Source organism: Tumebacillus avium, from assembly GCF_002162355.1.
In the GTDB taxonomy this organism is placed as follows: domain Bacteria; phylum Bacillota; class Bacilli; order Tumebacillales; family Tumebacillaceae; genus Tumebacillus_A; species Tumebacillus_A avium.
This window is the reverse complement of sequence record NZ_CP021434.1, coordinates 2124294-2145587: the sequence shown is the minus strand read 5'-3', so window position 1 is coordinate 2145587 and position 21294 is coordinate 2124294. Positions and strand designations below refer to the sequence as shown.

The following is a 21294-nucleotide window of genomic DNA, read 5'->3' as shown; positions in this document are numbered from 1 at the left end:
TAACTATCGGAATGTTAATAAAATTATATCAAGTAAATTATTTTATATTCAACGTTGTTTTGAACAGATGTTCGGCCTGTTCCCAGAAGCCGCGGGGGCCGCGCGAGTGGGGGTTGAAAGTGAGCTGGCCCAATTGGGGGGAGTTTGGATCGCAGTTGAGGTCCCAGTTTTGCAGCCAGACTTTCCAGCTTGGATCTTCGCTGGTTTCGTCGCGGATCACTTTGACCGGGATCGGCGGCTGCGGACAGACCGGATTCTGGAGCGGGCTGACCATTTCGATCAGATACTCCGACGTGTTGGCGTCGAGCTGCTTTTCGGACAATATGTTCAGGGACGACACTTGCTGGCTCTTAAAGCCTTGTTCATAATCGGTGCGCTGAAAGGCAAAATCGCCGACGTAATCATCGTCGCGAACAATGCCGATCATCGCGTCCGCATCCTGATTCTGCATCGCTGCCAGAAACGTCTGGATCGCCTCTTTCGGCGTGGCCGCCACCGTTTTCGGAGCGGACAGCGAGCTTTGCAGATAAAGCGGCGTCGCCATGAGCAGAATGAGGACAAAGGGCGATACGATTAGTAATATCTTCCTGATACGCATAACAAAACTCCTTAGCTGATGAGGTGGTCAGATGGAATTGGAAGAAGAAACGGTCAGTTTCTTGATCTTTGGGTACAGCGCAGTGATGATCTTCGCTGTTGCGGTGGTGATTCGCTTGTGGGTGCAGAGCAAAGACTCCGATTACACGTGGCTGCTCCTGCATTTTCTGCTGTTTACGGTCGGCGTTGCGATCTGGCTCAACCGGATCGGTCAGCCGGACCCCAGCCTGCGCCCAGATGGCGGCGCGATGCTGTCGGAGGAAAACTCCCTTTTCATCGGCATCGCCGGACTGGTCTGGGCGATGAGCATGTTCGCCCTGCTGATCGGGGTGTATCGTGTCGCGCAGAATCGTCGGACGCAGGCTTAGGAAGACTCTCCGCTTGGCAAAAGCGGGCTGTACATCATGTAAGCGTGGTTTTCGGTGACAAATTGGTCGCCGACCTGCTGCCCGTGACGGTCTGTCACTTTGCGCCAGATCTGATTGTGCCGGGTGAATCCGCCCCAGTAGTGCTGTTGGAAGCGGTGTTCTTTTTCATAGACTTCATACGAGACTTCGGGGGGCTGCTCGGCACGCCATTCGCCGACGAGGTCGGTGTCGGTCAGGTAAAGGTGCAGGCAGAAGGTCTGGTCGGTGTCGTTGCGAATCTGCAGATCGACGTAGTTATAGGCGCAGGTCGCCCCGCTGCCAAAAGGCTGGGTGCGGTTGCTGTCCGGGAACACGTCATATTGGTGCCGAAAACGCTCTGTGACGGTGAGCGGCGTGTGCAGGGTGATCCAGTAGATGAGATTGGACAGCTGGCACAGCCCGCCGCCATACCCTGGCTGAAAATCGCCGCCGTGCAGCACCATGCCCTGTTTGTACCCGTTGCGTCTGCTGGGTGAGCCGATCTGCTTCCAGTAACTCATCGTCTCCCCCGGCCTCAGCACCAGCCCGGCCAGCTTCGGCACCGCAAGGCGTAAGTTGTGTACCTTATTCTCCTGCAGCCACATCTCCACGTTTCGCAGTTTCCGATACAGCGGCGTCCGATGCTGTGCATGCACCGCCGGAAAACCTTCCGCGTCCGCCTTCCCGTCCGCGTACGCCGTCCCCGACAGATACCACTGCCCCATCCGCCGCGCCGAATAATAAATCCGCCCCGCCTGCATCCGCAGCCAACTGCGATGAATCGGTTCCTGCATGGTGGTCGCTCCTTTTTCAATTCATTCCTAATGATAAGACTACTCAAAATTGGAAATCGTTTCAAGGTGTTGCTGTTTGATAACTAATTTGTTATCTTATCTCCAGCAAGGCATTCTCGGCTCATTTTGATTTCGGAGGTGTTCCAATGGATGAATGGAATGAAATTCTGAGCGAAATAACGGCACTAAACGAAATCGAGAAAAAAGAAATCCAATTCGTAGCAGATTTAGTCGCAGCACTTACTGAGCGCAGAAAACGACTTGATATGAGCCAGCGCGACCTGGCTGAAAAATGTGGAGTGAAGCAGCCGATGATTGCACGGATTGAAAGCGGCGCCTCAATCCCGAGACTTGATACGTTGTTTAAATTGGCCTTCGCACTGGGACTGACCGATTTCCAACTCGTGTTTAACGATGAAACCGCAGCAGCTTTGGCTAGTTAGCAGCAGGAGCCCCTACTTTAAGGGGCTCCTTTTTATTTCTGGACATGGACATACTACTCGCGAGGTGAGTTGGAAATGAAAAGAAAACTACTGATGATGCTGACTCTGTTGTGCGTCACCCTCCTGTCCACATCGGCCACCGTCAAAGCCATCACCCCGCCTGCTGCGGCGTCGGTCCGCTCTTCAGAAAACGCCAAAAAGAACGTTCTCGATCCTCAGCCTACGAAAACGCTCAAGCAGTACTATGATGAGTTCTACAACGAAAAAAATGGCTTCCTGTCCGTTCCGGAAACGGTTAAAACGTTCGAAGATATGTACCATAAGCAGGTCGTACTGCCGACCTTTTATCCTTTTCCTATCCTGATGCAAAAAGCAAAATTAGCACCATCCCCCAATCGAAAAAGCACAGCATTACGGGTCTATTATTTAGGCGATCGTTCCGGCGACACGTTGATCCTGGATGTGTTTGTTAAGTACCCGCTTCAGCCGCCCTCCATCTTCGATGATCCGATCCTCCTGCAAGACGGCACAAAAGCCTACTTCCGAGTACGCCAAAGAATCTGCTTCTTGGATTTTGAAAAAGCAAATGGTCTGCACTATATTCTGGGCATCTGGAAAAATGAAAAGCGTCCTATTTCAAAAGAGGATATGCTAAAGATTGCGAATTCCATGTCCGAGTGACTGCCTTTTTTCGCACAAGAAAACCCCATATGGATGAACCATAGGGGGTAGGCCAAGAGATTAGTTGCTTTGGACAAGCGGGTCGGGATCAAAAGGATTGGAAATCTCCGGATCCGGATCAAAAATATCCGGGTTGGTCACCAACGGGTCCGGATAGAAAATATTGGTGGTGGCAGCGGACGCCGCACCAGCCTGTGTTGCGAAAATTGCGACAACCAGCAATGCAAGAACTCCAGCCTTTTTCATAAAACAATTCCCCTCTCTTCTAATATCAGCCGACTGTAGCCCCGAACTTCCTTCGTGATGCCAAATGCGCGCTTGTAATCGTCCGCTTCGAGGTACAACTCAGCAAGATCATACATCGTGTCATCCCATTCGGTGATCGCGTCCATATGCTTAAAGCAGTCGGCTGCCATCTGGAAACGGCGGATTGCCTCTTCACGTTGATTGCGCTCGATTGCGATCTGCCCATGGATACGATTGATCCACCCCTGGTACATATGCAGTTCAGGCAACAACCCTCGGGCTTCCCGACATAACTCCTCTGCCCTCTGCAAATCCCCCTGTTGCAAACGGAGCTTGGCAAGTTCGACGATCGCCATGCCTTCTTCTTCCTTCTGCCCAAGTTCCTTGAGCTTTGCGATCCCCTTCTCCAACATCTGCTCCGCTTCTTCAACCATTCCCTTGTCTGCTTGAAGAACCGCACAGGTCACTTGAAGTTTCACCGATATCAGAACATTGTCCAATCCGTTAAAAATGGCCGTTGCCCGCTCCGAATACTCGGATGCTTTCTCCAAATCATTCAGGCGTTTGTATGACATCCCAAGCCCCATATACACATGACCGATCTCATACAAACTCCCCGTCGCCTCATAGAGCCCCGATGCTCCATTATAATAATCAAGAGCTTCGGAAAGATTCCCAAGCTTGTCATGCACCAGCCCCAGATTGAACAAAATGCTCGCCTTCAAAAACACGTCCTGCTCTTCCATCTTGTCCGCTTCTTCCAGGCCTTTGTGCCATTGGTAGGCGGCGAGCTGGTAGCGCTTGCGGCGGAACTCGACGAGGCCGATGTTTTTCAGGGTGAGGGCTTGCTGCTGGTGATCTTGGCGGAGGATCGACAGCTCGTACACTTGGTTGAACAGCTTCTCCGCTTCCGACAGCTGGTCGGTGTGGAGGTAGCAGTCGGCCAGCTCGAACATGATGTCCATCGTCGAGATCTGGGTACGCGGGGTCTCCAACAGCTCTTTTAACAGCGGAATCGCCGAACTGTGCTCTTTCGCCGCCACCATGGCGCGTGCCATCTTGTAGGTGCTGACATACTCCAGATTCAGGTCGACATCAGATAAAAGCTTCTCAAGCGGAACCTCTAATCTTTCTGCAATTGCGAAAAGAATCTTGTACGACGGCCGCGCCCGATCGGACTCGATCTGGGAAATCATGCTCGGCGTGCACAGTCCTTTTGCCAGGTCAATCTGGGTGATACCTTTCTTCATACGCAACTCTCGAATACGCTGTCCAAGGGAAAACATCTTGCACTCCACCTGCCCTTCCTATTTTATCTCATCTACGGGTATTATACAATAGGAGAATTAATTTGTCTATAAACACTTTACTATCATTTTATGTTTAAAGTCAAGTTGTCGAATTATACAACTTTTTTGATAGGCATTTACAGGAATTTCCTGCCGTTTTGCTAGATGTGACGCACCTTTTGGCCGCTTTTTGGGCATAAAAAAACCGCCTCCGCAACAAAGTGCGGAGGCGGATGCAACCAACCGTCAGTTTTTACCAAAACCAGCGGTCATCGCAATAGGAAAGTAGTGGTGTGATTCCGTCAACTCCATCGTACTGCGAATCAAATTTGAAGTCAACCATTATCAGAAAATTTTTGATCATTACACCAAAGTTACGATTAGATTTCACGTGAGTTGCAACAATGTCAAATCAACACTTAAATTCCAACTGCTTCCAACTCAGCTTTGACACCTTTTGCGGTTAATGCGATGCGTCCTTTTTTCAGATCGACCGACAGAACTTTCACATCGAGCACATCGCCGATCGCCACCACATCCATCGGATGTTTGACGAAACGGTCGGCCAGCACCGAGATGTGCACCAGCCCGTCCTGCTTGACGCCGATGTCGACAAACGCGCCAAAATCGACCACGTTGCGCACCGTCCCTTTGAGGATCATGCCGTGCTGCAGATCTTCCATCTTCAGCACGTCGGTGCGGAACATCGGCTTGGGCAGTTCGTCGCGCGGGTCGCGGCCCGGCTTTTGCAGCGCTTCCGAAATGTCGCGCAAGGTCGGCACGCCAACCCCCAGCTTCTCCGCCGTCTCATCCAGATTCAGCTGCAGCAGGCTGCCCTTCACATCTTCCCGCCGGCGCGGATCGGCGACATCCTCCACCTTGAAGCCCAGCGACTGCAAAAGCTGCTTGGCCGCGTCATACGACTCCGGGTGGATCGGCGTGTTGTCGAGCGGATTTTTGCCGTCGGAGATGCGCAGGAATCCGACCGCCTGCTGGTACGTTTTCGGGCCCAGACGCGGCACTTTGCCCAGCTGTTTGCGGTCGGTGAACTTGCCGACCTCTTCGCGGTACAAGACCACATTTTTCGCCACGTTCGCCGAGAGACCGGAAATGTAGGAGAGCAGGGACGGCGAGGCCGTGTTCAAGTCGACGCCGACCGAGTTGACCGCCGATTCGACGACGGCGGTGAGTTGCTCTTCCAGCCGCTTTTGCGAAACGTCATGCTGGTATTGCCCAACGCCGATCGACTTCGGGTCGATCTTGACCAGTTCGGCCAGCGGGTCTTGCAGACGGCGGCCGATCGAGATCGCCGAGCGCTCCGCCACATCGAGATCGGGGAACTCTTCCCCGGCCAACTTCGACGCCGAATAGACGGACGCGCCCGCTTCGCTGACGATCAGGTAGACGATGCCGGGGTGCTGCGCCTTGATCTCCTGGATCAGGTCGGCGACAAACATCTCCGTCTCGCGCGACGCCGTGCCGTTGCCGATCGTGATCACTTCCACGCCATGCTCCTTGATCAGCTTCTTGAAAATCCGCTTCGCATCTTCCACCTTGCTCATCGGCGGGGTCGGGTAGGTGACGGCGATGTCGAGGACTTTGCCCGTCTCGTCGATCACCGCGACTTTGCAGCCGGTGCGGTAGGCCGGGTCGACGGCGAGCACCGTCTTGCCTTTGATCGGGGGCTGCAGCAGCAGGTTTTTGAGATTTTGCGCAAAGACTTTGATCGCCTGCTCTTCGGCCGCTTCGGTCAGCATGGCGCGGATCTCCCGTTCGATCGACGGCGCGATCAGGCGCTTGTAGCTGTCCTCCAGCGCCAGGCGCAGATGCTCACTGGCGTTGGTCGGTTTCTTCGGCAGGTGCAACTGCTCCAGCACGCGCTGGATGTCGCCGCCTGGCGCGAGAATCGAGATGCGCAGCGCCTCTTCCTTCTCGCCGCGGTTCATCGCCAGCACGCGGTGCGGCGGGATTTTATCGAGCGGCTCTTCATGCTCGGCATACTGGGCGTACACGTCGCGCTCTTCGTCGCCTTTGCCGGTGGCAAGGCTTTTGATCGACCCTTTGCGGCGGGTCAACTCGCGGATCTTTTGCCGGGTCGGGGCGTCATCGGCCACTTCTTCGGCAAAAATGTCCAAGGCGCCTTGCAAAGCGTCTTCTGCCGATTCCACGCCTTTCTCTGCGTCCACATAGCATGCCGCTTCCTGCAGCACGTCGCCGTGCCCGTGCTCGACCAGCCACTTCGCCAGCGGTTCGAGGCCCTTTTCCCGCGCCACACTGGCCCGCGTCTTGCGCTTCGGACGGTAGGGGCGGTAGATGTCATCCAGCTCGGTCAAGGTCGTCGCTTTTTCGATCGCCTGCGCCAATTCCGGCGTCATCTTCTCCTGCTCTTCGATCAGGCGGTGCACTTCGGCGCGGCGGTCGGCGAGGTTGCGCAGCGACTGCAGGCGCTCTTGGATGCTGCGCAACTGGTTCTCGTCCAATTCGCCGGTCATCTCTTTGCGGTATCGGGCGATAAACGGAATCGTATTGCCTTCATCGAGCAGCCCCGTCACCGCGTTCACCTGTTGCGGCCGGAGCTTAAGCTCGCTGGCGATCACTTTGGAAAAATCGGTCATATGTACCTCCTGTGCCTTGCGTTCTGCCTTACTTCTTCGTTCCCGTGCCAGCTAATTCCTATCTTGCTCTAAATTGGGCATACTATCGCCATCACCCGCATTGGAGGCCGGCGCATGTCCTTCCTTGTCTTGTTTGCCCTATCTTGGGCCGTATTTTACCTGTTTGTTGATTTTCAGCGTCTGCGGGAGCTGTACCCCTGTGCGCTCGTCGCGTCGCTGCTCGGCATCATCACCGATCTGGTGATGCTCAAGTTCCAGCTGTGGGGCTATCATACTCCGCTAGTTCCGGCGCTGTACATCCCGCTGGTCTTGGACAGCTCGATCTATCCGGTCACGGCCGTGCTGTTCACCCAGTACTTGCCCCTGCGCCGCAACCGGCTGGTCAAGTTCGGCTACATCGTGGCCTGGTCATTACCTTCCGTTTTGCTGGAGTGGACGTTTCTCTTGCGCGACGAGATGCAGCATTATCGCTGGTGGACGCTCTGGCATTCCTTTTTTGCCGATCTGATCATCTTTTTTATCCTGTACGGCATACATCTGCTGGTTCGCCCCTACTTTCGGTCCAGCCGCTCCGGGGAGGTCAGTCAGTAAGCGATGTTCATCTACGTCACAGTCGCCCTCTCGCTGCTCGCTTTCTGGCTGTTTGGTGATAAAAGCCGGTTTCGCGAGCTGTTTCCGTCGATGCTCGCCGGTTCGCTCCTGCGGCTCAAGGAACAGTATGTGTTTACGCATCTCACGAAGGTCTGGGAATACGAACAGCTCGTCCCGCTGTTTCAGGTGGTCGATCTGCCGGTGCTGCTCGATCTGACCTTTTTCCCGATCGTCAGCTACCTCTACCTGCAGCATCTTCCGCAGCAGCGGCTGGGCAAATTTTTCTATACGCTGTTCGCCGCCGCCTTGCTGCTGCTCTACGAGTACCTGATGATCTCCTTTGGCCATCTCCGCCATCACCATCAGTGGAACCTGCTCTTGTCCTACCTGCTTCTTCTGCTGACCTTGGCGCTCGTGGCGCTGCAATACAACTTCTACCGCCGCAAAACATAAAAAAGACGGAAGGCGCTCAGGACGCTTCCGTCTTTTTCTGCTGATAATACCACACGGCAAAAGCGAGCAGGCTGGCCCCGCCCAGAAAACCGCCCAGCACATCGCTAGGGTAATGCACGCCCAAGTAGATGCGCGACGTGCCGATGAGCAGCACCATGGCGATGCAGAGGAAAAGCATCGCGCTGCGCCAGAATTTGTTCTCCACTTTCAGCCAGAGCATAAAGCCCAGCACGCCGTACAAAGCAAACGCCGACATCGAATGTCCGCTCGGGTAGGAAAAACCGTCCGCGTGCACCAGCGGATTGAATCCGGGACGCATGCGCTGGAACACGTTCTTCAGCAGAAAGTTAAACACGCCCGACGAGATCACCACCGCCAAAAACAAGGCCAGCTCCATCCGCGAACTGCCGAGGTTATATAACAAGAACAACGCCATCAGCGTAATCGCCGCCACTGTAGCCGCGTCGCCAATTGTCGTAAACAGCACCATCACTTGGGTCACCAGCTCGGAATGAAACCCGGTAATCACCGAGATCACCCAACTGTCAAACCCCACGGTCCGCTCCCAATGGATCAGCTGCGCAATCACCAGCAGTCCGGCCAACGCGAGCACGCTGAGAAAAAAGGCTTTCGTCAACTGCAGGTTCAACCTCACGACATGCACCCCGCTCTCTGTCATTCCAGTTCTCTCTTAGATTATACGGACAAACTCCATAAAGAAAACCCCGGAATTACATTCCGAGGCTTTTGTCATCACTTCGTCACGTTTTTTCTGCGCCGGCCCGCGTACATGAACTCGTAGACTTCCTGCTTGGTCGGCAGGGCGGGGATGGCGCCGAGGCGGGAGACGGTCAAAGCGCCGACCGCGTTGGCGTAGCGGGCCATCTCTTCGATCTCCTCAGGGATCGACAGCGAATAGTCGAGCGAACGGCCCTGTACGCGGTCGACCAGTTGGCGCAGGAATCCGGCAACAAAACCGTCGCCTGCGCCGGTCGCATCAACGACCGGCACGCGAAATGGCATAACGCGCGCCTGCAGGTCTTTGGTTTTATAAAAAACGCCCTTTTCGGCGAGCGTCACAAAGACGATCTTCGGCCCCAGCGCGAGCAGTTCGGCCGCGCCTTGCTCGACATTGGTCGTGCCGGTGAGGAATTCCAGCTCTTCTTCGCTGACTTTTAACACGTCGGTCAGCGAGGCCGTCTCGCGGACCTTCGCCCGGCCTTCCTCTTCGCGCCCGCGCCAGAGTCCGAGGCGGAAATTGACGTCAAAGGAGACGATCACGCCATGCTCGCGGGCGAGCTTCTGCGCTTTCACCGTCGCGGCAAACGCTCCCGGGAGCAGTTGGGTCACCGATCCGATGTGGATGACGCGCGCCTGTTTGATCAGCTCTTCGTCGATGTCCGCTTCTTCGAGCAGCATGTCGGCCGACGGGTTGCGGTAAAAATGAAAACTCCGGTCGCCGACCCCGTCGATCGCCACGAAGGCCAGCCCCGTTTTCGCTTCGTCGGTGCGCGCGCAACCGGACGTATTCACGCCATAGCCTTCCAGCGTCCGGATCAGATAGTCGCCGAACGGGTCGGAGCTGAATTTGCCGAGGAACGCGGCACGGCCGCCCAGCTTGGCCACGCCGACCGCCACGTTGGCCGGGGCGCCGCCTGCCGCCTTGTGAAAGCCAGGCACCGCATCCAGCGTGACGCCCGTCTCCTGCGGCATAAAGTCGATGATCATCTCACCGATCGAAAGCACATCGTACATGGGGAACCCTCCGCATCAAATAGTTACCATCCAGTATACCACGCATAGCCAAGCCCTGCCGCCAGCACGCCAAGCAGCGCCGAAGCGAGCACATAGCAGAAAGCCAGCCCTTTGCGTCCCTGCTGAAAAAAGGTTACCGCTTCCACGCCAAACGTGGAGAACGTCGTAAACGCCCCAAGCACGCCTGTGCCGAGAAACCAGCGCAGCGGACCGTCTGCAAATGCCGCAAACAGCAGCCCAAGACAAAACGACCCGAGCAGGTTGATCACAAACGTCGGGAACGGAAACGCCCCCCGCCACGTTTGCAAGATCAATCGCCCGAGCCCGTAACGCAGCGGCGCGCCAATCGCGCCGCCAAGCATCGTCAGCATCCACATCGTCATGAAGTCCGCCCCGCCTTTCGTGCCGCCAGCATCCCGCACCAAGCGAGGATAACGCCGCCGAGCAAACTGGCCGCAACGTAACTGGCCGCCTGCAGCCAGAGTCCCTTTTGCAAAAAAGCGATCGTCTCGACGCTAAACGTGGAAAAGGTGGTGAAGCCGCCTAAGACCCCGGCTGAGATGCCGGTGCGCAAAGGCTCGGACAGCCTGCCTCCCGCCGTGTACGTGAGGAAAAAGCCGAGCAGCAGGCAGCCCAGCCCATTGATCCCAAGCGTCGTCCAAGCCCCGAACGGCAGCAGCACGCCGGTTAGCAGACGCAAGGATGCGCCAAGCGCGCCGCCGATCATCAATGCGCCGTAGATCACGCCGGATGCCCCTTTCTAATCTGCCGCTTTGACCGCTTTCCAGATCGTCCAGCGGTCCTGTTCCAACACTTCCGACATGCCGCGGTGCAGCATCTGCTCCTGAATGTGCGCGACCAGTTCCTGCAGCTCCGGGTCGCTCAGCTCATGCAGGATCGAGCGCCCCGTGCGAGTGAGCAGGTCGGCCGCCAAATCTTCCAGATCGGGATAGACCTTGCGCGTCTCCCACAGCTTGTGCTCCTCGACGATCTGGAACCCGGCTGTGCGCAGCGTGTCCAGCATCGTCTCGCCGCTGTGGCGGCGTTTGACCTCCCGTTCGATCAGGCGCGGGTACAGCTCGAAAAAGTAGCCGCGCAGATTGGTCTCGCTGCCTGGCAGCAGGCAGTCTTCCGGCGTGCGGTTCTGCACGAGCAGCGTGCCGCCCGGGCGCAGGATGCGCAGGGCTTCCGCAAAGCTCGGCGCGAGGTCTTCCACTTTCATATGATGGGTCAGCGCCCGCTTCAGCACGAGATCGCAGGAAGCGTCAGCCAGTCCTGTATCCAGCGCGTGCCCGTTGTGGTACGCGATCTGCGGATAGCCCACCGTCTGCGTCCGCGCCCCGGCCAGCATTTCTAACGAAAAATCCACCCCGGTCACCTGCGCCGCCCCCAGATGCGCAAATGCCCGCGTGTAAATGCCGCCGCCGCAACCGATGTCGACCGCATGTTTGCCCCGCACTTCGACCAGCTTTTCAATCATTGCCGTCCACGAAACATCCGCGTGGCGGCGCGTATAGGTAAAGCGGTTCTTCTCCGCATGAAAATCGATCGCCATGATTGGACCCCTCCACATGATATCCGCAACTCATTCATTCCTTATCTTCCTAGTTTACCACTTTTAGGAACAAAAAAGATACGGACATCTGCGGAAGATGTCCGTATCTGAAAAGAGAATGCTGTTCGATTAGGGCTGCAAGATTCGGAAGTCGACTCCGCTCCCTTGTGAATGGATATCGGCGCCTTGCTTCGTCCCCAGGTAAAGTGAATTGACAAGCAGGCTGAGCACGCTCTCACCCGATACATTTTCTTTTGCTTTGAAGTTCATTTTGATCAAGTTCGAATTCAGCATCGGGTCCGGATTCATGATCGAACCGCTTGTGTTTGCGAGCACGAAGTGCATTTTGCCCAAGCCGGTCGATTCTTGTTTCACGATTTTTACGCCGTTTCCGACCGGTACGGCATCGACAAAATCGATCATGTCAGCGTCGAACGTAACCGTTGCATCTTGAGCCAGCGTATCTACTGGACCCTGCACTTCTAAATATGCTTCAATCGTTTCTCCTGCCGCATACTCTCCTTTTAGCAGATGCGCCGAAATCCATGGTGAGTCAACACCAATTTTCGAGAACATCTCCATTTCGCCGACTCCTACATACGTCGCATTGTTCGATGCGGAGATGTTGATGCGGTACTTGTCGTAATTCACGCTGTTATTAAATTCAAACTCGCGTTTGCTGCCGGTCGCCCAGCCTGCGATATCTTGTCGGCTGTCAAGAACGACCCATTGCTGGGCAGCATCGTCCCACCCTTCGAATGTCCAGTCTTTCGGCATGTACGACTCGTAGCCTGTATGTTTTTGCCAGAGCAGCGAATACTTGTTCACCGGCATCTTCGTGCGAAGGGTGTATTCCAGCCAGCCTGAGGGGACCTTGGTGCCGGCATTCCAGTAATATCCGGATGTTGTGTCGCCGTCAAAAGCAAATTTCGGCTGGTAGTAGCTGTAGCTCGAATGCGTGCTGCTCGCACGTACAAAGCCGCCTTGGGTCAAATCCATCGTGTAAGTATGTCCGCCATCCGGAATGACCGGCCATTGGACATTGCTGCCGATCAAATTAAGATCGGTGTCGTCAACCAGCATGTCCCCGTTCACATCTGCATTCGGCAACTGCGCGCTGTAACTGCCGTATACCGATGCTGCCAGCGCCACGTCGGACACGGTGATGTAGCCGTCGAAGTTCAAATCGCCCGCCTTGGTGGTGATCGCGACGTTTTCACCGCCAAACGATGCGGCGAGCACGTTGCCTGCGCTGTCTGTTGCCGACCCGCCGATTGTTTCGATGCGGGCCGTTTTGTTCACGCCTTTGGACATCAGGCCAATTTTAAACATTCGCGTTTCTGCCGTCGTGCTGAAGACCGTGCCGTTGCTGGTCAGTTTGACTTTGATCTGGCCGGGCGCGGGCGTACTCTTGGAAATGATTGTGAAGCCCGGCTCAGGCGTGATCTCGCCGAGGGTGAAGCTGCTGTCATCATAGGAGACTGTCACTTCTTCCGTTGCCAACCCGGTCGCGTTGCGGGACACCACGTACGCGTCCACATTCTCGCTGCCATAAAGCGTGGTATCGGATACATCCACATCAAGCTGCACGCTTGGCAAGGAAGCCATCATTTCGACCTCGCCGATGCCGGAGAAGTTATTTGTCGTATTCGACCTGGTGTAGTTGATACGGTACGACTTATAACTGCGCGTGTTCTGGAACGTGTACTCCTTCTTTAAAGAGCCGCTCCAATCGGTCACGTTCGTATGGGAATCCAGCACCACCCAAAGGTTCGTTACCGGATCCAAAGCTTCGAAGGTCCAGTCTCTTGGCATATAGAACTGCCAGCCGCTTAAAGCAGACCAGCGCATCGTGTACTTGGTGATCGTTTGCGGTTGAGCAAACTGATACCCGATGTGTCCGGTTTTCGCCTCCGCATTCCAATATCTTTCGTCGATGATGTTATCAAATGCATTGCGGGCCAAATAAGCCGTATAGGAGCCGCCCCAATACTCCAATTCATCGCTAAAAAAGATTGTGCCGTTGGGGGATCCTTGCGGTCCCGTCAAATCCTCCGTGTAAGACCCCGCTGCCATCGCGATACTTCCCGGAACCAATACACCTGCCAGCACGGCAGCACCTGCAAAAAGCTTGATCGCTTTCATTCTAGTACCTCCTGATTATTCGATGTGGTTGAAGTATATAAATAATACTGTAGTGAAACATAAAGCCTAACCGTGTTTTAATGATAGATCACACTTTGACTTGAATCAACAATAAATTCGTATTTTACACCAATTACAACAAACAGGCACCCTCCGCCGAGGGTGCCTGTTCGCTTTCCGCCCATCTATCCAATTCGTCCGGTCAGCTCGATCTGCGTTTCCGCACGCTCGCCCGTGCCGATGATCCAGCCTTTCAGCGTGACCAAGCCGCGGTGGACTTTGCGGCCGCGGGGGTCTGTCTGTTTCCATTCTGCCTTGAACACCCGCGAGTCGCCCGGCAGGATGACCAGCGTCGTCAGCACTTGGGCAAACAGGCGGTCATGGCTCCACTGCCAGAGCTTTTGCCCCTCCCGCTCTGCCGTCACATCGAAGCGCTGCGCCGTGTAAAAACGGTACTCGCGCGCCTCCTCGCCATCATTTTGCAAGAGCAGCGTCATGAGCACCGTTTCATCGGGCCGGTATGTCGTCTTATCCGTGCGGATGATGAGCATCAAAAGTTCCTCCGTTTCCAAGAGTCCTTTTTAAATAAATACTCATCATCCTGCATTTCTAGCACGTACAATTGTCAGACATGCGCTTCTTCCGGATTCCAGTCCAACACATCGTTGTCTTCCAAGATCCCGATCGTCGCATCCCCGATGTCCGGGTCGGCGGTCAGTTTGTACTGGATGCGCAACTTTACATCGTCCGCATCGGCCAGCGACATCCCTTTGCGCAGCTCGACGTACGCTTCCACATGGTAGTAGCGGCCTTCCTGCAGGATGCGCATTTTGTTGATATCGACCGCGTCCGGGTCGCTCAGGATGATCGCGGCGACTTTGTCCTCGACCACTTTCGGAGCGGCGACGCCGATCAGACCCACCATGTTGTCATAGCCGACGCGAAACGCCACCAGGAGCAGCAGGCAGGCGATGGCGATCGCCGCATAGCCTTCCAGCGCGTAAAAGCCGGTCAGCGGCGCCAACACCACCGCCACCAAAGCCAGAAACGCCCCCAGCGTTGCCACACAGTCCTCGTAAAAGACCAGCCGGGTCGGCGGCGAGGCCAGCCGCAGATTTTTCACCGCTTTGACCGGCAGCGGCCCGGGCTCCTGCTCGATGCGCGCTTCATGGACGATCTCTTTCATCGCTTTGATCAAAATAAAGCCGTCGACGAGAATCGATAACACCAAGAGGGACGCGTTCAGCCAGATCTCGCCCGACACTTTCGGGTGGTGGATGATCTCCCAGCCTTTCTCGATCGTCTCCACCGCCATGATCGTCACCACGATCACCGCAACCATCACAAACACGTTGATCACCCGGCCAAAGCCGGTCGGAAAGCGCTTGGTCGGCTTTTTCTCCGCCAGCACGCTGCCGCCGTAAACAAAGCCCTGGTTGACCGCGTCGGCCACCGAGTGCATCGCCGAAGCGTACATCGCGCTGCTCCCGCTGTACGCTGCAGCCAGTCCTTTGATCAGCGCCAGCACAGCATTGCCCGTGGCGGCGATCAGCGAAGAGGTATTGCCGCGTTTTAGAAGTTCAAACATTTCGCGTTCGCTCCCTATGTAGTTGGTTGTCCTTATGATAACTAAAAAAGGAGCCGACTAGTCGGCTCCCTCCCCATTTCTACTCATGTGTGATTTTATACTTCCCGCGCTCCACCGAGCGGTAGATGATCCGGGTGACGAGGCAGCCGATCATCCAGAGGATGCCTGCCGTCAAGCCGCCCATCGTCGAGGACAGCGAGTGATCGCCGATCAAGACCGGCGACAACGGGGCGATGATGATCAGCGAGAAAGCGACCAGCAGCCCAAGGATGCGCGACCACCACAGCTTTTGCGTCTGCCAGACGATGTAGGCGAGCGACGTGTACAAGACGATCGCCGCCATCACCTGGCCGCTGGGCAGCGTGTGCAAGGTCAGCGTGTTGCCCGTCACTTCCAGCAGCATGTCGACGGTGGATTCCACCGTAGCCGGGAAGAAGTAGCGGAACGAGACCTGGATCATCAGCATGCCGATCACGAGGCCGGAGAACAGCCGCATTTTCGCAGATTTGCGCAGATGGAACAACAGCACAAACGATACGAACAGATAGCCGAAGATCACGACCGGCACCGAGAACGCCCAGTCGACGACTTTGGCCGGGAAGCCCCACGTCGGATGCAGGGTCTGCTGCACCCACAGATACGTGTTTTCATCAAACTTCTGCAGGAAATCGGATACGACATCGCCGACAAGCGTAGCGGCGATCAGTGAAGCCATGATCCCGGCGACCAGAAAGAGAACGCCGCGGCGCGATCCGCGTCGCACCGGGGTCAGGAAATCCTTGCGGAAAAAGTTCAGCAGCCCGGTCAGGCGCACGCGCAGCCAGACGCCTTTTTTCGATTTCAGGTAATACCACAGCACGGCGATGCCCACTACGATGAGCAGGCCGATCAAAAACTGCATTTCCAAGCCTTCCGGGATCTTGATCACGCCGATCTGGCGCACGAGCAACACCAGTCCGAAAAAGCGGATGCCGCGGCCGATCAGCGCGCCGATCATCAGCGGCAGGCGGCGCAGGTTGAACACGCCGGCGGCGATGGTGAACAATTTGAACGGAAGCGGGATCAGCCCGGCGATGACGATCGCCCAGATGCCCCAGCGCTCAAACATGCGCTGGACGGTGGCCAGCCGCTCCTCCGACATAAACTTGCGCAGGATGGGCGCGCCCGCCTTCGAGCCGATAAAGTGCCCAAACAAAGAGCCTAACACAGAGCCTGCCACCGCGATCGCTCCGTACAAGAAGCCCAGATCGGGAGCGCCGCCGGTAAGCGGTATCAAAATCAAGTCAGGTGCGACGGGGAGAAACGAAGCTTCAGCGAGTGAGACGATCAACAATCCGATCCAACCGTAGTCCATCAACATTTCCATGATCCAATGGAACATAGTGACTCCCCCTCCTTCACGCTGCAGGGTACTGATTCAGGTATCAATTATCGAAATTTTACAACTTCGCGCGTTTTCGACAAGTTTCTCTTTTATTGTATCACCTTTTGAGAGGGCAATACATAGCGATTCTTCTCTTTTTTTTGTGTTACAATACCCTTGGGAAATAGCCTTCCCAAAAAGGACTGGAAGGATGAACCGACATGAGCCGAAAAATTAAAAAAATAGATGTATGCATCGGCAACCTCGACAAGGGGACCGACTGGGTCATCGAGCAGTTAAAGGCCGAACATCCAGATCTTGAAGGCCAGCGCTGGGGCTGCCTCGGCAACTGCGGCGACTGCTACAAGCACCCCTTTATCCTCGCCGATGACCGCTGGCTGTATGAAGCCAAGACCAAAGAAGAACTCCTGGATAAAATACGCCCTGATATGAATATAGAAGACTCTCTCAAATAGTATGACAAAAAACCACCTGCCGTGATGGACAGGTGGTTTTTGTATGTTTGCCGCTAGATCGCAATATCGGCGATCTCCGTCTCGACGATGCGGGCGGAAGATTTTCCGATCAGGCGGCCTTGGGCGAATCCGAAGACGCCTTTTTGCAGGATCAGGTCCATCACGGCGCTGACGTTCGCCGAGGTGATGTCGGGCTTCGGTTCCGGGATCGAGATTTTGACTTTTTTGTTCATGTCGGTCAGGAAGTACAGTTCGAGTTCGCGTTTCATGGGGGTCACCTCCGGGAGTTTTGAAAAGCTTTGCTCTTGCTGAACGATGAACTAGATGCGGACGAGATCTTCACGGTCGACGCGCTGGATGAAATGCAGGCGCCATGCCGACAGCGAGGCCAGCGCTTCGCCGATCTGGTACAGGTCGTCAGGCGTTACCGTCGGGAGCACACGCGGGTACGACTTGTCTTTGTACACCCCGTTGCCCTCTTCGTCTGTGCCGGCCTGCAGGCGGAGCACCATGCTGGAGAAACCTTGGTTGATGTCGATCATGTCTGTTGCCCTCCTCGTGGGTTGTGTTGTGGTTACACCTTCTCTATGCAGAGAACCGCCCCAATCGGGGACAGCCAAACACGAAAAAGCTCCAGTCAGCACAATGCCGACTGGAGCTTGCATCGAAGTAAGCGATTAGCAGCCTTGTTGAGCGCCGCCGTAGTAGCCCGGAACGAGCAGGAAGAACAGGACGAAGATGATCAGGAAAACAACCGCCCAACGAGTGTATCCGCCGAATGCACCGTACATGGAACAGACCCCCTTTCAGAGCTGGGTTAATTCGTTCCCTCAAGGTGTTCTCTTGAGTTAGTACAGTAAATGCGTTTGTCCGTCTTTTTGTACATGACATCTGTCCCGTATCGGCCAAAAACGGGCGTTTATCTCGACAGGTAGGTCAGGACTCCCGCCGTCAGCAGCTGCACCCCAAGGGGCAGCACGCGCTCGTCGATGTCAAACGCCGGATGGTGCACATTGTAGTCGGCCACCAGCGGCTCCGGATGTTTGCAGCCGAGGAACGTGAAGCACCCGGGCACCTTTTGCAGAAAATAGGCAAAATCTTCGCCGGTCATCTGCGGCGGCACATCGAGCACCCGCCCTTCGCCAAACAGCTCCACACCAACTTCGCGCATCAACTGCGCCGCTTCGCCGTGGTTGATCAGCACCGGGTACTTGAACTGGTAGTCCAGCTCATACGACGCGCCAAAGCCCGCCGCGATGCCGCTGACGATGCTTTCGATGCGCTTGGGCAGCTCTTCGCGCAGCAGCGGGTCGAACGTGCGCACCGTGCCGGTCAGCTCGACGCTGTCGGCGATGACGTTACTTTTCGTGCCGCCTTGAATCGTGCCGATCGTCAGCACCGCCGTCTTGGTCGGATCGACAGCCCGCGAGACGATCTGCTGCAAGGCGGTCACCACCTGCGCTGCGACCGGGATGACATCGAGCGCCATGTGCGGGTAAGCGGCATGCCCGCCTTTGCCGCGGATGGTCAGGCGAAACTCATCGGCAGACGCCATCACCGGACCTGGCGAGACGGCGACGATGCCGACCGGCGCGATCGGCGCCATGTGGATGCCAAACGCCATGTCTACACCTTCCAGCACCCCCGCTTCGATCATCGGCGCAGCGCCGCCCGGCCCTTCTTCGGCCGGCTGGAAAATGAACAGCACATCGCCTGCGATCTGTTCGCGCAGCTCGGAGAGCAGCGTCGCTGCCCCCAGCACGATCGTCGTGTGGGCGTCATGCCCGCAAGCATGCATCTTCCCCGGCACCTGACTGGCGTAGTCACACGTCTTCAGATCCTGAATCGGCAGCGCGTCCATATCGGCCCGCAGCGCCACCGTCTTGCCCGGACGTCCGCCCCGCAAACGCCCGACCACCCCGGTCTGCGCGATGCCGGTCTCAACTTCCAACCCCAGCCCCCGCAGCCACTCGGCGACGATCCCGCTCGTCCGCACCTCTTGAAAACCCAGCTCGGGATGGCGGTGCAAATCCCGTCTTGTCTCCACCAGTTTCGGATATAATTCCTGCAGCCTCTGTGCGATCAACTCTTTCATTCGTCCGACCTCCGTTTACTCTTTTAATAATCTCTAATTCTATTATATGTGATCGCAAGAAAAAAGACCTCCCTCAGGAGGTCTTTAGCTGACAAAGATACAAAGATTATTTGCAGGCTGCAACAAACGTTTCGAACAGGCGGAGCACCGTCGCATCTTTGCGCCACATGTTCTCCGGGTGCCACTGCACGCCGAGCAGGAACGGGCCGTCCGGACGCTCGATCGCTTCGACCACACCGTCATCTGCCACACCCGACACGATCAGCCCCGGCGCCGCGTCGCGCACCGCCTGGTGGTGATAGGTGTTGGTGCGGATGCGGGTCGCGCCGAAGATCTCATGAAGTTTGGAGCCTTCCGTCACATTGACGTGATGCGCGCCATACCAGCGCGGCGCCTTTTGGCTGTGCTGGATCAGTTCGCCGTCTTTTTGCGACGGGAGGTCCTGGTAGATCGTGCCGCCGAGCAGGATGTTGATCACCTGCACGCCGCGGCAGATGCCCAGCACCGGCTTGCCTTGCTTTTGCATCTCATCGAACAGGATCGATTCCAGCCAATCGCGCTCCGGGCACATTTCGCCATTGCCCGGCACCGGCTGCTCCCCGAACAAAGTCGGGTCCATGTCGACCCCGCCGCCGAGCAGCAGGCCGTCTAACTTGTGCGCCAAGGCGCGGACTTGCTCTTCCTTCTCCAAATACGGAACGGCGAGCGGCACCGCACCGGCTTCAGCCAGTGCATTGGTATAGCCTTCCCCGACGAAGACACCCGCCACTTCCCGCGAATAAGGGTGGAGATACCCGGTCACCCCGATCAATGGTTGCATGGTTGTTGCTCCTCTCCAGTTAGACAAGCAGGTTATCGACTTACTCAGCCCAGGAATCGAGATAGCGCGCTTGCTCTTCGGACAGTTTGTCGATGCCGACGCCCCACGTTTGCAGGCGCAGGTTGGCAACGTATTTGTCCATCTCTTCCGGCACGGTGTAGACGTGCGGGTCGAGGTTCTTGCCTTCTTCGACGATCCAGCGCAGGCCCATCGCCTGCAAGGCAAACGTCATATCCATCACTTCTGCCGGGTGGCCGTCGCCTGCTGCCAGGTTGACGAGACGGCCTTCTGCCAGCAGGAACACGCGGCGGCCATCCGTAAAGGTGAACTCTTCGATGTTCTTGCGGACTTCGCGGACGTTGGTGGACAACGCATGCAGATCCGGCTTGGAGATCTCCACGTCGAAATGGCCGGCGTTGCAGAGGATCGCGCCGTCTTTCATCACTTCGAACGCGTCCTTCGTGATGCAGTCTTTGTTGCCGGTCACGGTAACAAAGAAATCGCCGTGTTTCGCCGCTTCGACGATCGGCATCACTTCGTGGCCGTCCATGATCGCTTCCACCGCTTTGATCGGGTCGATCTCGGTGACGATGACGCGTGCGCCGAGGCCTTTCGCGCGCATCGCCACGCCTTTGCCGCACCAGCCGTAGCCGACGACAACAGCAGTTTTGCCCGCGACGACGAGGTTGGTGGTGCGCATGATGCCGTCCCACACCGACTGGCCGGTGCCGTAGCGGTTGTCAAACAGGTATTTGCAGAACGCGTCGTTAACTGCCACCATCGGGAACTGCAGCGCGCCTTCTTTATCGAGCGCTTTCAGGCGCAGGATTCCGGTCGTGGTCTCTTCGCAGCCGCCGATGATGTTTTTCATCAGCTCAGCGCGGTTCGGATCGCTGTGCAGGGTGGAGACGAGGTCGCCGCCGTCGTCGATGATCGCGTCCGGAGCGAAGTCGAGCGCCTTGTTGATGTGATCCATGTACTCTTCATGCGAGCAGCCGTGGATCGCAAAGCAAGTGATGCCGCGGTCGACGAGCGCCGCCACCACATCGTCCTGCGTGGAGAGCACGTTCGACGCGCACATCGCAACTTCTGCGCCGCCCGCTTTCACCAGCAGGCCGAGGTATGCGGTCTTCGCTTCCAAGTGCAGGCAGATGACGATCTTTTTGCCTTTGAACGGCTGATCTTTTTCAAACTGTTCTTTCAGGGTATTCAAAAGCGGCATGTGCTGCGCAACCCAGTCAATTTTCAAATGACCGGACGGAGCGAGGTTGATATCTTTGATAATGGAGTTCTGAAGCGCTGTCGACATGGAAAAGTCACCTCTATGTAAATGATTTGGATTGCTCGAATTACATCAACTACCATTGTACTACAAAAGGCCGATTTCTCCCAATCAGGAAAA

At 56.2% G+C, this 21294-nt stretch carries 25 protein-coding genes; 6 read left to right on the top strand and 19 right to left on the bottom strand.

What is annotated here, in order from left to right:
• Positions 1–37: 37 nt before the first annotated feature.
• Positions 38–598 carry a hypothetical protein gene (locus tag CBW65_RS10305; RefSeq protein WP_087456723.1) on the bottom strand — a complete coding sequence of 187 codons (561 nt, stop codon included), beginning with the start codon at positions 596–598 and terminating at the stop codon, positions 38–40.
• Positions 599–629: 31 nt separating this feature from the next.
• On the opposite strand from CBW65_RS10305, the gene CBW65_RS10300 reads away from it, so the two are divergent.
• Positions 630–965: a hypothetical protein gene (locus CBW65_RS10300; RefSeq protein WP_087456722.1), complete on the top strand. Its 336-nt coding sequence runs from the start codon at positions 630–632 to the stop codon at positions 963–965.
• On the opposite strand, the gene CBW65_RS10295 is transcribed toward CBW65_RS10300, so the two are convergent.
• Complete coding sequence (locus CBW65_RS10295) at positions 962–1777, bottom strand: VanW family protein (protein ID WP_087456721.1); 816 nt, start codon at positions 1775–1777, stop codon at positions 962–964. The two genes, CBW65_RS10300 and CBW65_RS10295, sit on opposite strands and share 4 nt — an antisense overlap.
• A gap of 146 nt (positions 1778–1923) precedes the next feature.
• On the opposite strand from CBW65_RS10295, the gene CBW65_RS10290 reads away from it, so the two are divergent.
• Positions 1924–2220 carry a helix-turn-helix domain-containing protein gene (locus CBW65_RS10290; protein WP_087456720.1) on the top strand — a complete coding sequence of 99 codons (297 nt, stop codon included), beginning with the start codon at positions 1924–1926 and terminating at the stop codon, positions 2218–2220.
• 75 nt (positions 2221–2295) lie between these two features.
• Positions 2296–2901 (top strand): hypothetical protein, encoded by a 606-nt coding sequence (locus CBW65_RS10285; protein WP_087456719.1) that lies wholly within the window; start codon positions 2296–2298, stop codon positions 2899–2901.
• Positions 2902–2961: 60 nt separating this feature from the next.
• On the opposite strand, the gene CBW65_RS10280 is transcribed toward CBW65_RS10285, so the two are convergent.
• From CBW65_RS10280 to CBW65_RS10270, 3 genes are all read right to left on the bottom strand, one after another.
• Positions 2962–3147 (bottom strand): hypothetical protein, encoded by a 186-nt coding sequence (locus CBW65_RS10280; protein WP_087456718.1) that lies wholly within the window; start codon positions 3145–3147, stop codon positions 2962–2964.
• Entirely contained in the window at positions 3144–4433 is a 1290-nt protein-coding gene (locus tag CBW65_RS10275) for a helix-turn-helix domain-containing protein (protein ID WP_087456717.1), read from the bottom strand. Before CBW65_RS10275 ends, CBW65_RS10280 begins: the two co-directional genes overlap by 4 nt.
• A gap of 422 nt (positions 4434–4855) precedes the next feature.
• Positions 4856–7051, bottom strand: a complete 2196-nt coding sequence (locus tag CBW65_RS10270; protein WP_087456716.1) for a Tex family protein — start codon at positions 7049–7051, stop codon at positions 4856–4858.
• A 114-nt stretch (positions 7052–7165) separates the two neighbouring features.
• On the opposite strand from CBW65_RS10270, the gene CBW65_RS10265 reads away from it, so the two are divergent.
• Together CBW65_RS10265 and CBW65_RS10260 are read left to right on the top strand one after the other, a co-directional pair.
• Entirely contained in the window at positions 7166–7642 is a 477-nt protein-coding gene (locus CBW65_RS10265; RefSeq protein ID WP_087456715.1) for a CBO0543 family protein, read from the top strand.
• Positions 7643–7645: 3 nt separating this feature from the next.
• The gene (locus CBW65_RS10260; protein WP_087456714.1) at positions 7646–8095 is read left to right on the top strand and encodes a CBO0543 family protein; all 450 of its coding nucleotides are present in this window, start codon (positions 7646–7648) and stop codon (positions 8093–8095) included.
• A 16-nt stretch (positions 8096–8111) separates the two neighbouring features.
• On the opposite strand, the gene CBW65_RS10255 is transcribed toward CBW65_RS10260, so the two are convergent.
• The 9 genes from CBW65_RS10255 to CBW65_RS10215 all read right to left on the bottom strand — a co-directional run bounded on the left by CBW65_RS10255 (position 8112) and on the right by CBW65_RS10215 (position 16519).
• Entirely contained in the window at positions 8112–8774 is a 663-nt protein-coding gene (locus CBW65_RS10255; protein ID WP_087456713.1) for a phosphatase PAP2 family protein, read from the bottom strand.
• 74 nt (positions 8775–8848) lie between these two features.
• Positions 8849–9850, bottom strand: coding sequence for a PfkB family carbohydrate kinase (locus CBW65_RS10250; protein ID WP_087456712.1), 1002 nt, complete (start codon positions 9848–9850; stop codon positions 8849–8851).
• A gap of 23 nt (positions 9851–9873) precedes the next feature.
• On the bottom strand, positions 9874–10233 hold the full coding sequence (locus CBW65_RS10245) for a fluoride efflux transporter FluC (RefSeq protein WP_087456711.1): 360 nt from the start codon (positions 10231–10233) through the stop codon (positions 9874–9876).
• On the bottom strand, positions 10230–10595 hold the full coding sequence (locus CBW65_RS10240) for a fluoride efflux transporter FluC (RefSeq protein WP_198299800.1): 366 nt from the start codon (positions 10593–10595) through the stop codon (positions 10230–10232). Before CBW65_RS10240 ends, CBW65_RS10245 begins: the two co-directional genes overlap by 4 nt.
• Positions 10596–10610: 15 nt before the next feature.
• The gene (locus CBW65_RS10235) at positions 10611–11405 is read right to left on the bottom strand and encodes a class I SAM-dependent methyltransferase (protein ID WP_087456710.1); all 795 of its coding nucleotides are present in this window, start codon (positions 11403–11405) and stop codon (positions 10611–10613) included.
• Between the two features lie 129 nt (positions 11406–11534).
• On the bottom strand, positions 11535–13550 hold the full coding sequence (locus CBW65_RS10230) for a discoidin domain-containing protein (protein ID WP_087456709.1): 2016 nt from the start codon (positions 13548–13550) through the stop codon (positions 11535–11537).
• Between the two features lie 185 nt (positions 13551–13735).
• Positions 13736–14101 carry a BsuPI-related putative proteinase inhibitor gene (locus tag CBW65_RS10225; protein ID WP_087456708.1) on the bottom strand — a complete coding sequence of 122 codons (366 nt, stop codon included), beginning with the start codon at positions 14099–14101 and terminating at the stop codon, positions 13736–13738.
• Between the two features lie 74 nt (positions 14102–14175).
• Positions 14176–15138 (bottom strand): cation diffusion facilitator family transporter, encoded by a 963-nt coding sequence (locus CBW65_RS10220; RefSeq protein WP_087456707.1) that lies wholly within the window; start codon positions 15136–15138, stop codon positions 14176–14178.
• Between the two features lie 79 nt (positions 15139–15217).
• On the bottom strand, positions 15218–16519 hold the full coding sequence (locus CBW65_RS10215; protein WP_087456706.1) for a VTT domain-containing protein: 1302 nt from the start codon (positions 16517–16519) through the stop codon (positions 15218–15220).
• 203 nt (positions 16520–16722) lie between these two features.
• Between CBW65_RS10215 and CBW65_RS10210 the strand changes: the two genes are divergently transcribed.
• Positions 16723–16977 carry a YuzB family protein gene (locus tag CBW65_RS10210; protein WP_087456705.1) on the top strand — a complete coding sequence of 85 codons (255 nt, stop codon included), beginning with the start codon at positions 16723–16725 and terminating at the stop codon, positions 16975–16977.
• Between the two features lie 53 nt (positions 16978–17030).
• Here the strand turns inward: CBW65_RS10210 and CBW65_RS10205 are convergent, their stop codons facing one another.
• From CBW65_RS10205 to CBW65_RS10185, 5 genes are all read right to left on the bottom strand, one after another.
• Complete coding sequence (locus tag CBW65_RS10205) at positions 17031–17246, bottom strand: DUF2922 domain-containing protein (RefSeq protein ID WP_087456704.1); 216 nt, start codon at positions 17244–17246, stop codon at positions 17031–17033.
• A gap of 51 nt (positions 17247–17297) precedes the next feature.
• Positions 17298–17519 carry a DUF1659 domain-containing protein gene (locus CBW65_RS24185; RefSeq protein WP_232463478.1) on the bottom strand — a complete coding sequence of 74 codons (222 nt, stop codon included), beginning with the start codon at positions 17517–17519 and terminating at the stop codon, positions 17298–17300.
• 377 nt (positions 17520–17896) lie between these two features.
• Complete coding sequence (locus CBW65_RS10195) at positions 17897–19072, bottom strand: M20 metallopeptidase family protein (RefSeq protein ID WP_087456702.1); 1176 nt, start codon at positions 19070–19072, stop codon at positions 17897–17899.
• Between the two features lie 106 nt (positions 19073–19178).
• On the bottom strand, positions 19179–19892 hold the full coding sequence (locus CBW65_RS10190; RefSeq protein ID WP_087456701.1) for a gamma-glutamyl-gamma-aminobutyrate hydrolase family protein: 714 nt from the start codon (positions 19890–19892) through the stop codon (positions 19179–19181).
• Between the two features lie 40 nt (positions 19893–19932).
• Entirely contained in the window at positions 19933–21201 is a 1269-nt protein-coding gene (locus CBW65_RS10185; protein ID WP_087456700.1) for an adenosylhomocysteinase, read from the bottom strand.
• Positions 21202–21294 lie beyond the last annotated feature (93 nt).

Excerpts from the sequence above, each read along its gene's own strand:
- CBW65_RS10305 (WP_087456723.1), bottom strand. The coding sequence starts at position 598 with ATGCGTATCAGGAAGATATTACTAATCGTATCGCCCTTTGTCCTCATT.
- CBW65_RS10300 (WP_087456722.1), top strand. The coding sequence starts at position 630 with ATGGAATTGGAAGAAGAAACGGTCAGTTTCTTGATCTTTGGGTACAGC.
- CBW65_RS10295 (WP_087456721.1), bottom strand. The coding sequence starts at position 1,777 with ATGCAGGAACCGATTCATCGCAGTTGGCTGCGGATGCAGGCGGGGCGG.
- CBW65_RS10290 (WP_087456720.1), top strand. The coding sequence starts at position 1,924 with ATGGATGAATGGAATGAAATTCTGAGCGAAATAACGGCACTAAACGAA.
- CBW65_RS10285 (WP_087456719.1), top strand. The coding sequence starts at position 2,296 with ATGAAAAGAAAACTACTGATGATGCTGACTCTGTTGTGCGTCACCCTC.
- CBW65_RS10280 (WP_087456718.1), bottom strand. The coding sequence starts at position 3,147 with ATGAAAAAGGCTGGAGTTCTTGCATTGCTGGTTGTCGCAATTTTCGCA.
- CBW65_RS10275 (WP_087456717.1), bottom strand. The coding sequence starts at position 4,433 with ATGTTTTCCCTTGGACAGCGTATTCGAGAGTTGCGTATGAAGAAAGGT.
- CBW65_RS10270 (WP_087456716.1), bottom strand. The coding sequence starts at position 7,051 with ATGACCGATTTTTCCAAAGTGATCGCCAGCGAGCTTAAGCTCCGGCCG.
- CBW65_RS10265 (WP_087456715.1), top strand. The coding sequence starts at position 7,166 with ATGTCCTTCCTTGTCTTGTTTGCCCTATCTTGGGCCGTATTTTACCTG.
- CBW65_RS10260 (WP_087456714.1), top strand. The coding sequence starts at position 7,646 with ATGTTCATCTACGTCACAGTCGCCCTCTCGCTGCTCGCTTTCTGGCTG.
- CBW65_RS10255 (WP_087456713.1), bottom strand. The coding sequence starts at position 8,774 with ATGACAGAGAGCGGGGTGCATGTCGTGAGGTTGAACCTGCAGTTGACG.
- CBW65_RS10250 (WP_087456712.1), bottom strand. The coding sequence starts at position 9,850 with ATGTACGATGTGCTTTCGATCGGTGAGATGATCATCGACTTTATGCCG.
- CBW65_RS10245 (WP_087456711.1), bottom strand. The coding sequence starts at position 10,233 with ATGACGATGTGGATGCTGACGATGCTTGGCGGCGCGATTGGCGCGCCG.
- CBW65_RS10235 (WP_087456710.1), bottom strand. The coding sequence starts at position 11,405 with ATGGCGATCGATTTTCATGCGGAGAAGAACCGCTTTACCTATACGCGC.
- CBW65_RS10230 (WP_087456709.1), bottom strand. The coding sequence starts at position 13,550 with ATGAAAGCGATCAAGCTTTTTGCAGGTGCTGCCGTGCTGGCAGGTGTA.
- CBW65_RS10225 (WP_087456708.1), bottom strand. The coding sequence starts at position 14,101 with ATGCTCATCATCCGCACGGATAAGACGACATACCGGCCCGATGAAACG.
- CBW65_RS10220 (WP_087456707.1), bottom strand. The coding sequence starts at position 15,138 with ATGTTTGAACTTCTAAAACGCGGCAATACCTCTTCGCTGATCGCCGCC.
- CBW65_RS10215 (WP_087456706.1), bottom strand. The coding sequence starts at position 16,519 with ATGTTCCATTGGATCATGGAAATGTTGATGGACTACGGTTGGATCGGA.
- CBW65_RS10210 (WP_087456705.1), top strand. The coding sequence starts at position 16,723 with ATGAGCCGAAAAATTAAAAAAATAGATGTATGCATCGGCAACCTCGAC.
- CBW65_RS10205 (WP_087456704.1), bottom strand. The coding sequence starts at position 17,246 with ATGAAACGCGAACTCGAACTGTACTTCCTGACCGACATGAACAAAAAA.
- CBW65_RS24185 (WP_232463478.1), bottom strand. The coding sequence starts at position 17,519 with ATGATCGACATCAACCAAGGTTTCTCCAGCATGGTGCTCCGCCTGCAG.
- CBW65_RS10195 (WP_087456702.1), bottom strand. The coding sequence starts at position 19,072 with ATGAAAGAGTTGATCGCACAGAGGCTGCAGGAATTATATCCGAAACTG.
- CBW65_RS10190 (WP_087456701.1), bottom strand. The coding sequence starts at position 19,892 with ATGCAACCATTGATCGGGGTGACCGGGTATCTCCACCCTTATTCGCGG.
- CBW65_RS10185 (WP_087456700.1), bottom strand. The coding sequence starts at position 21,201 with ATGTCGACAGCGCTTCAGAACTCCATTATCAAAGATATCAACCTCGCT.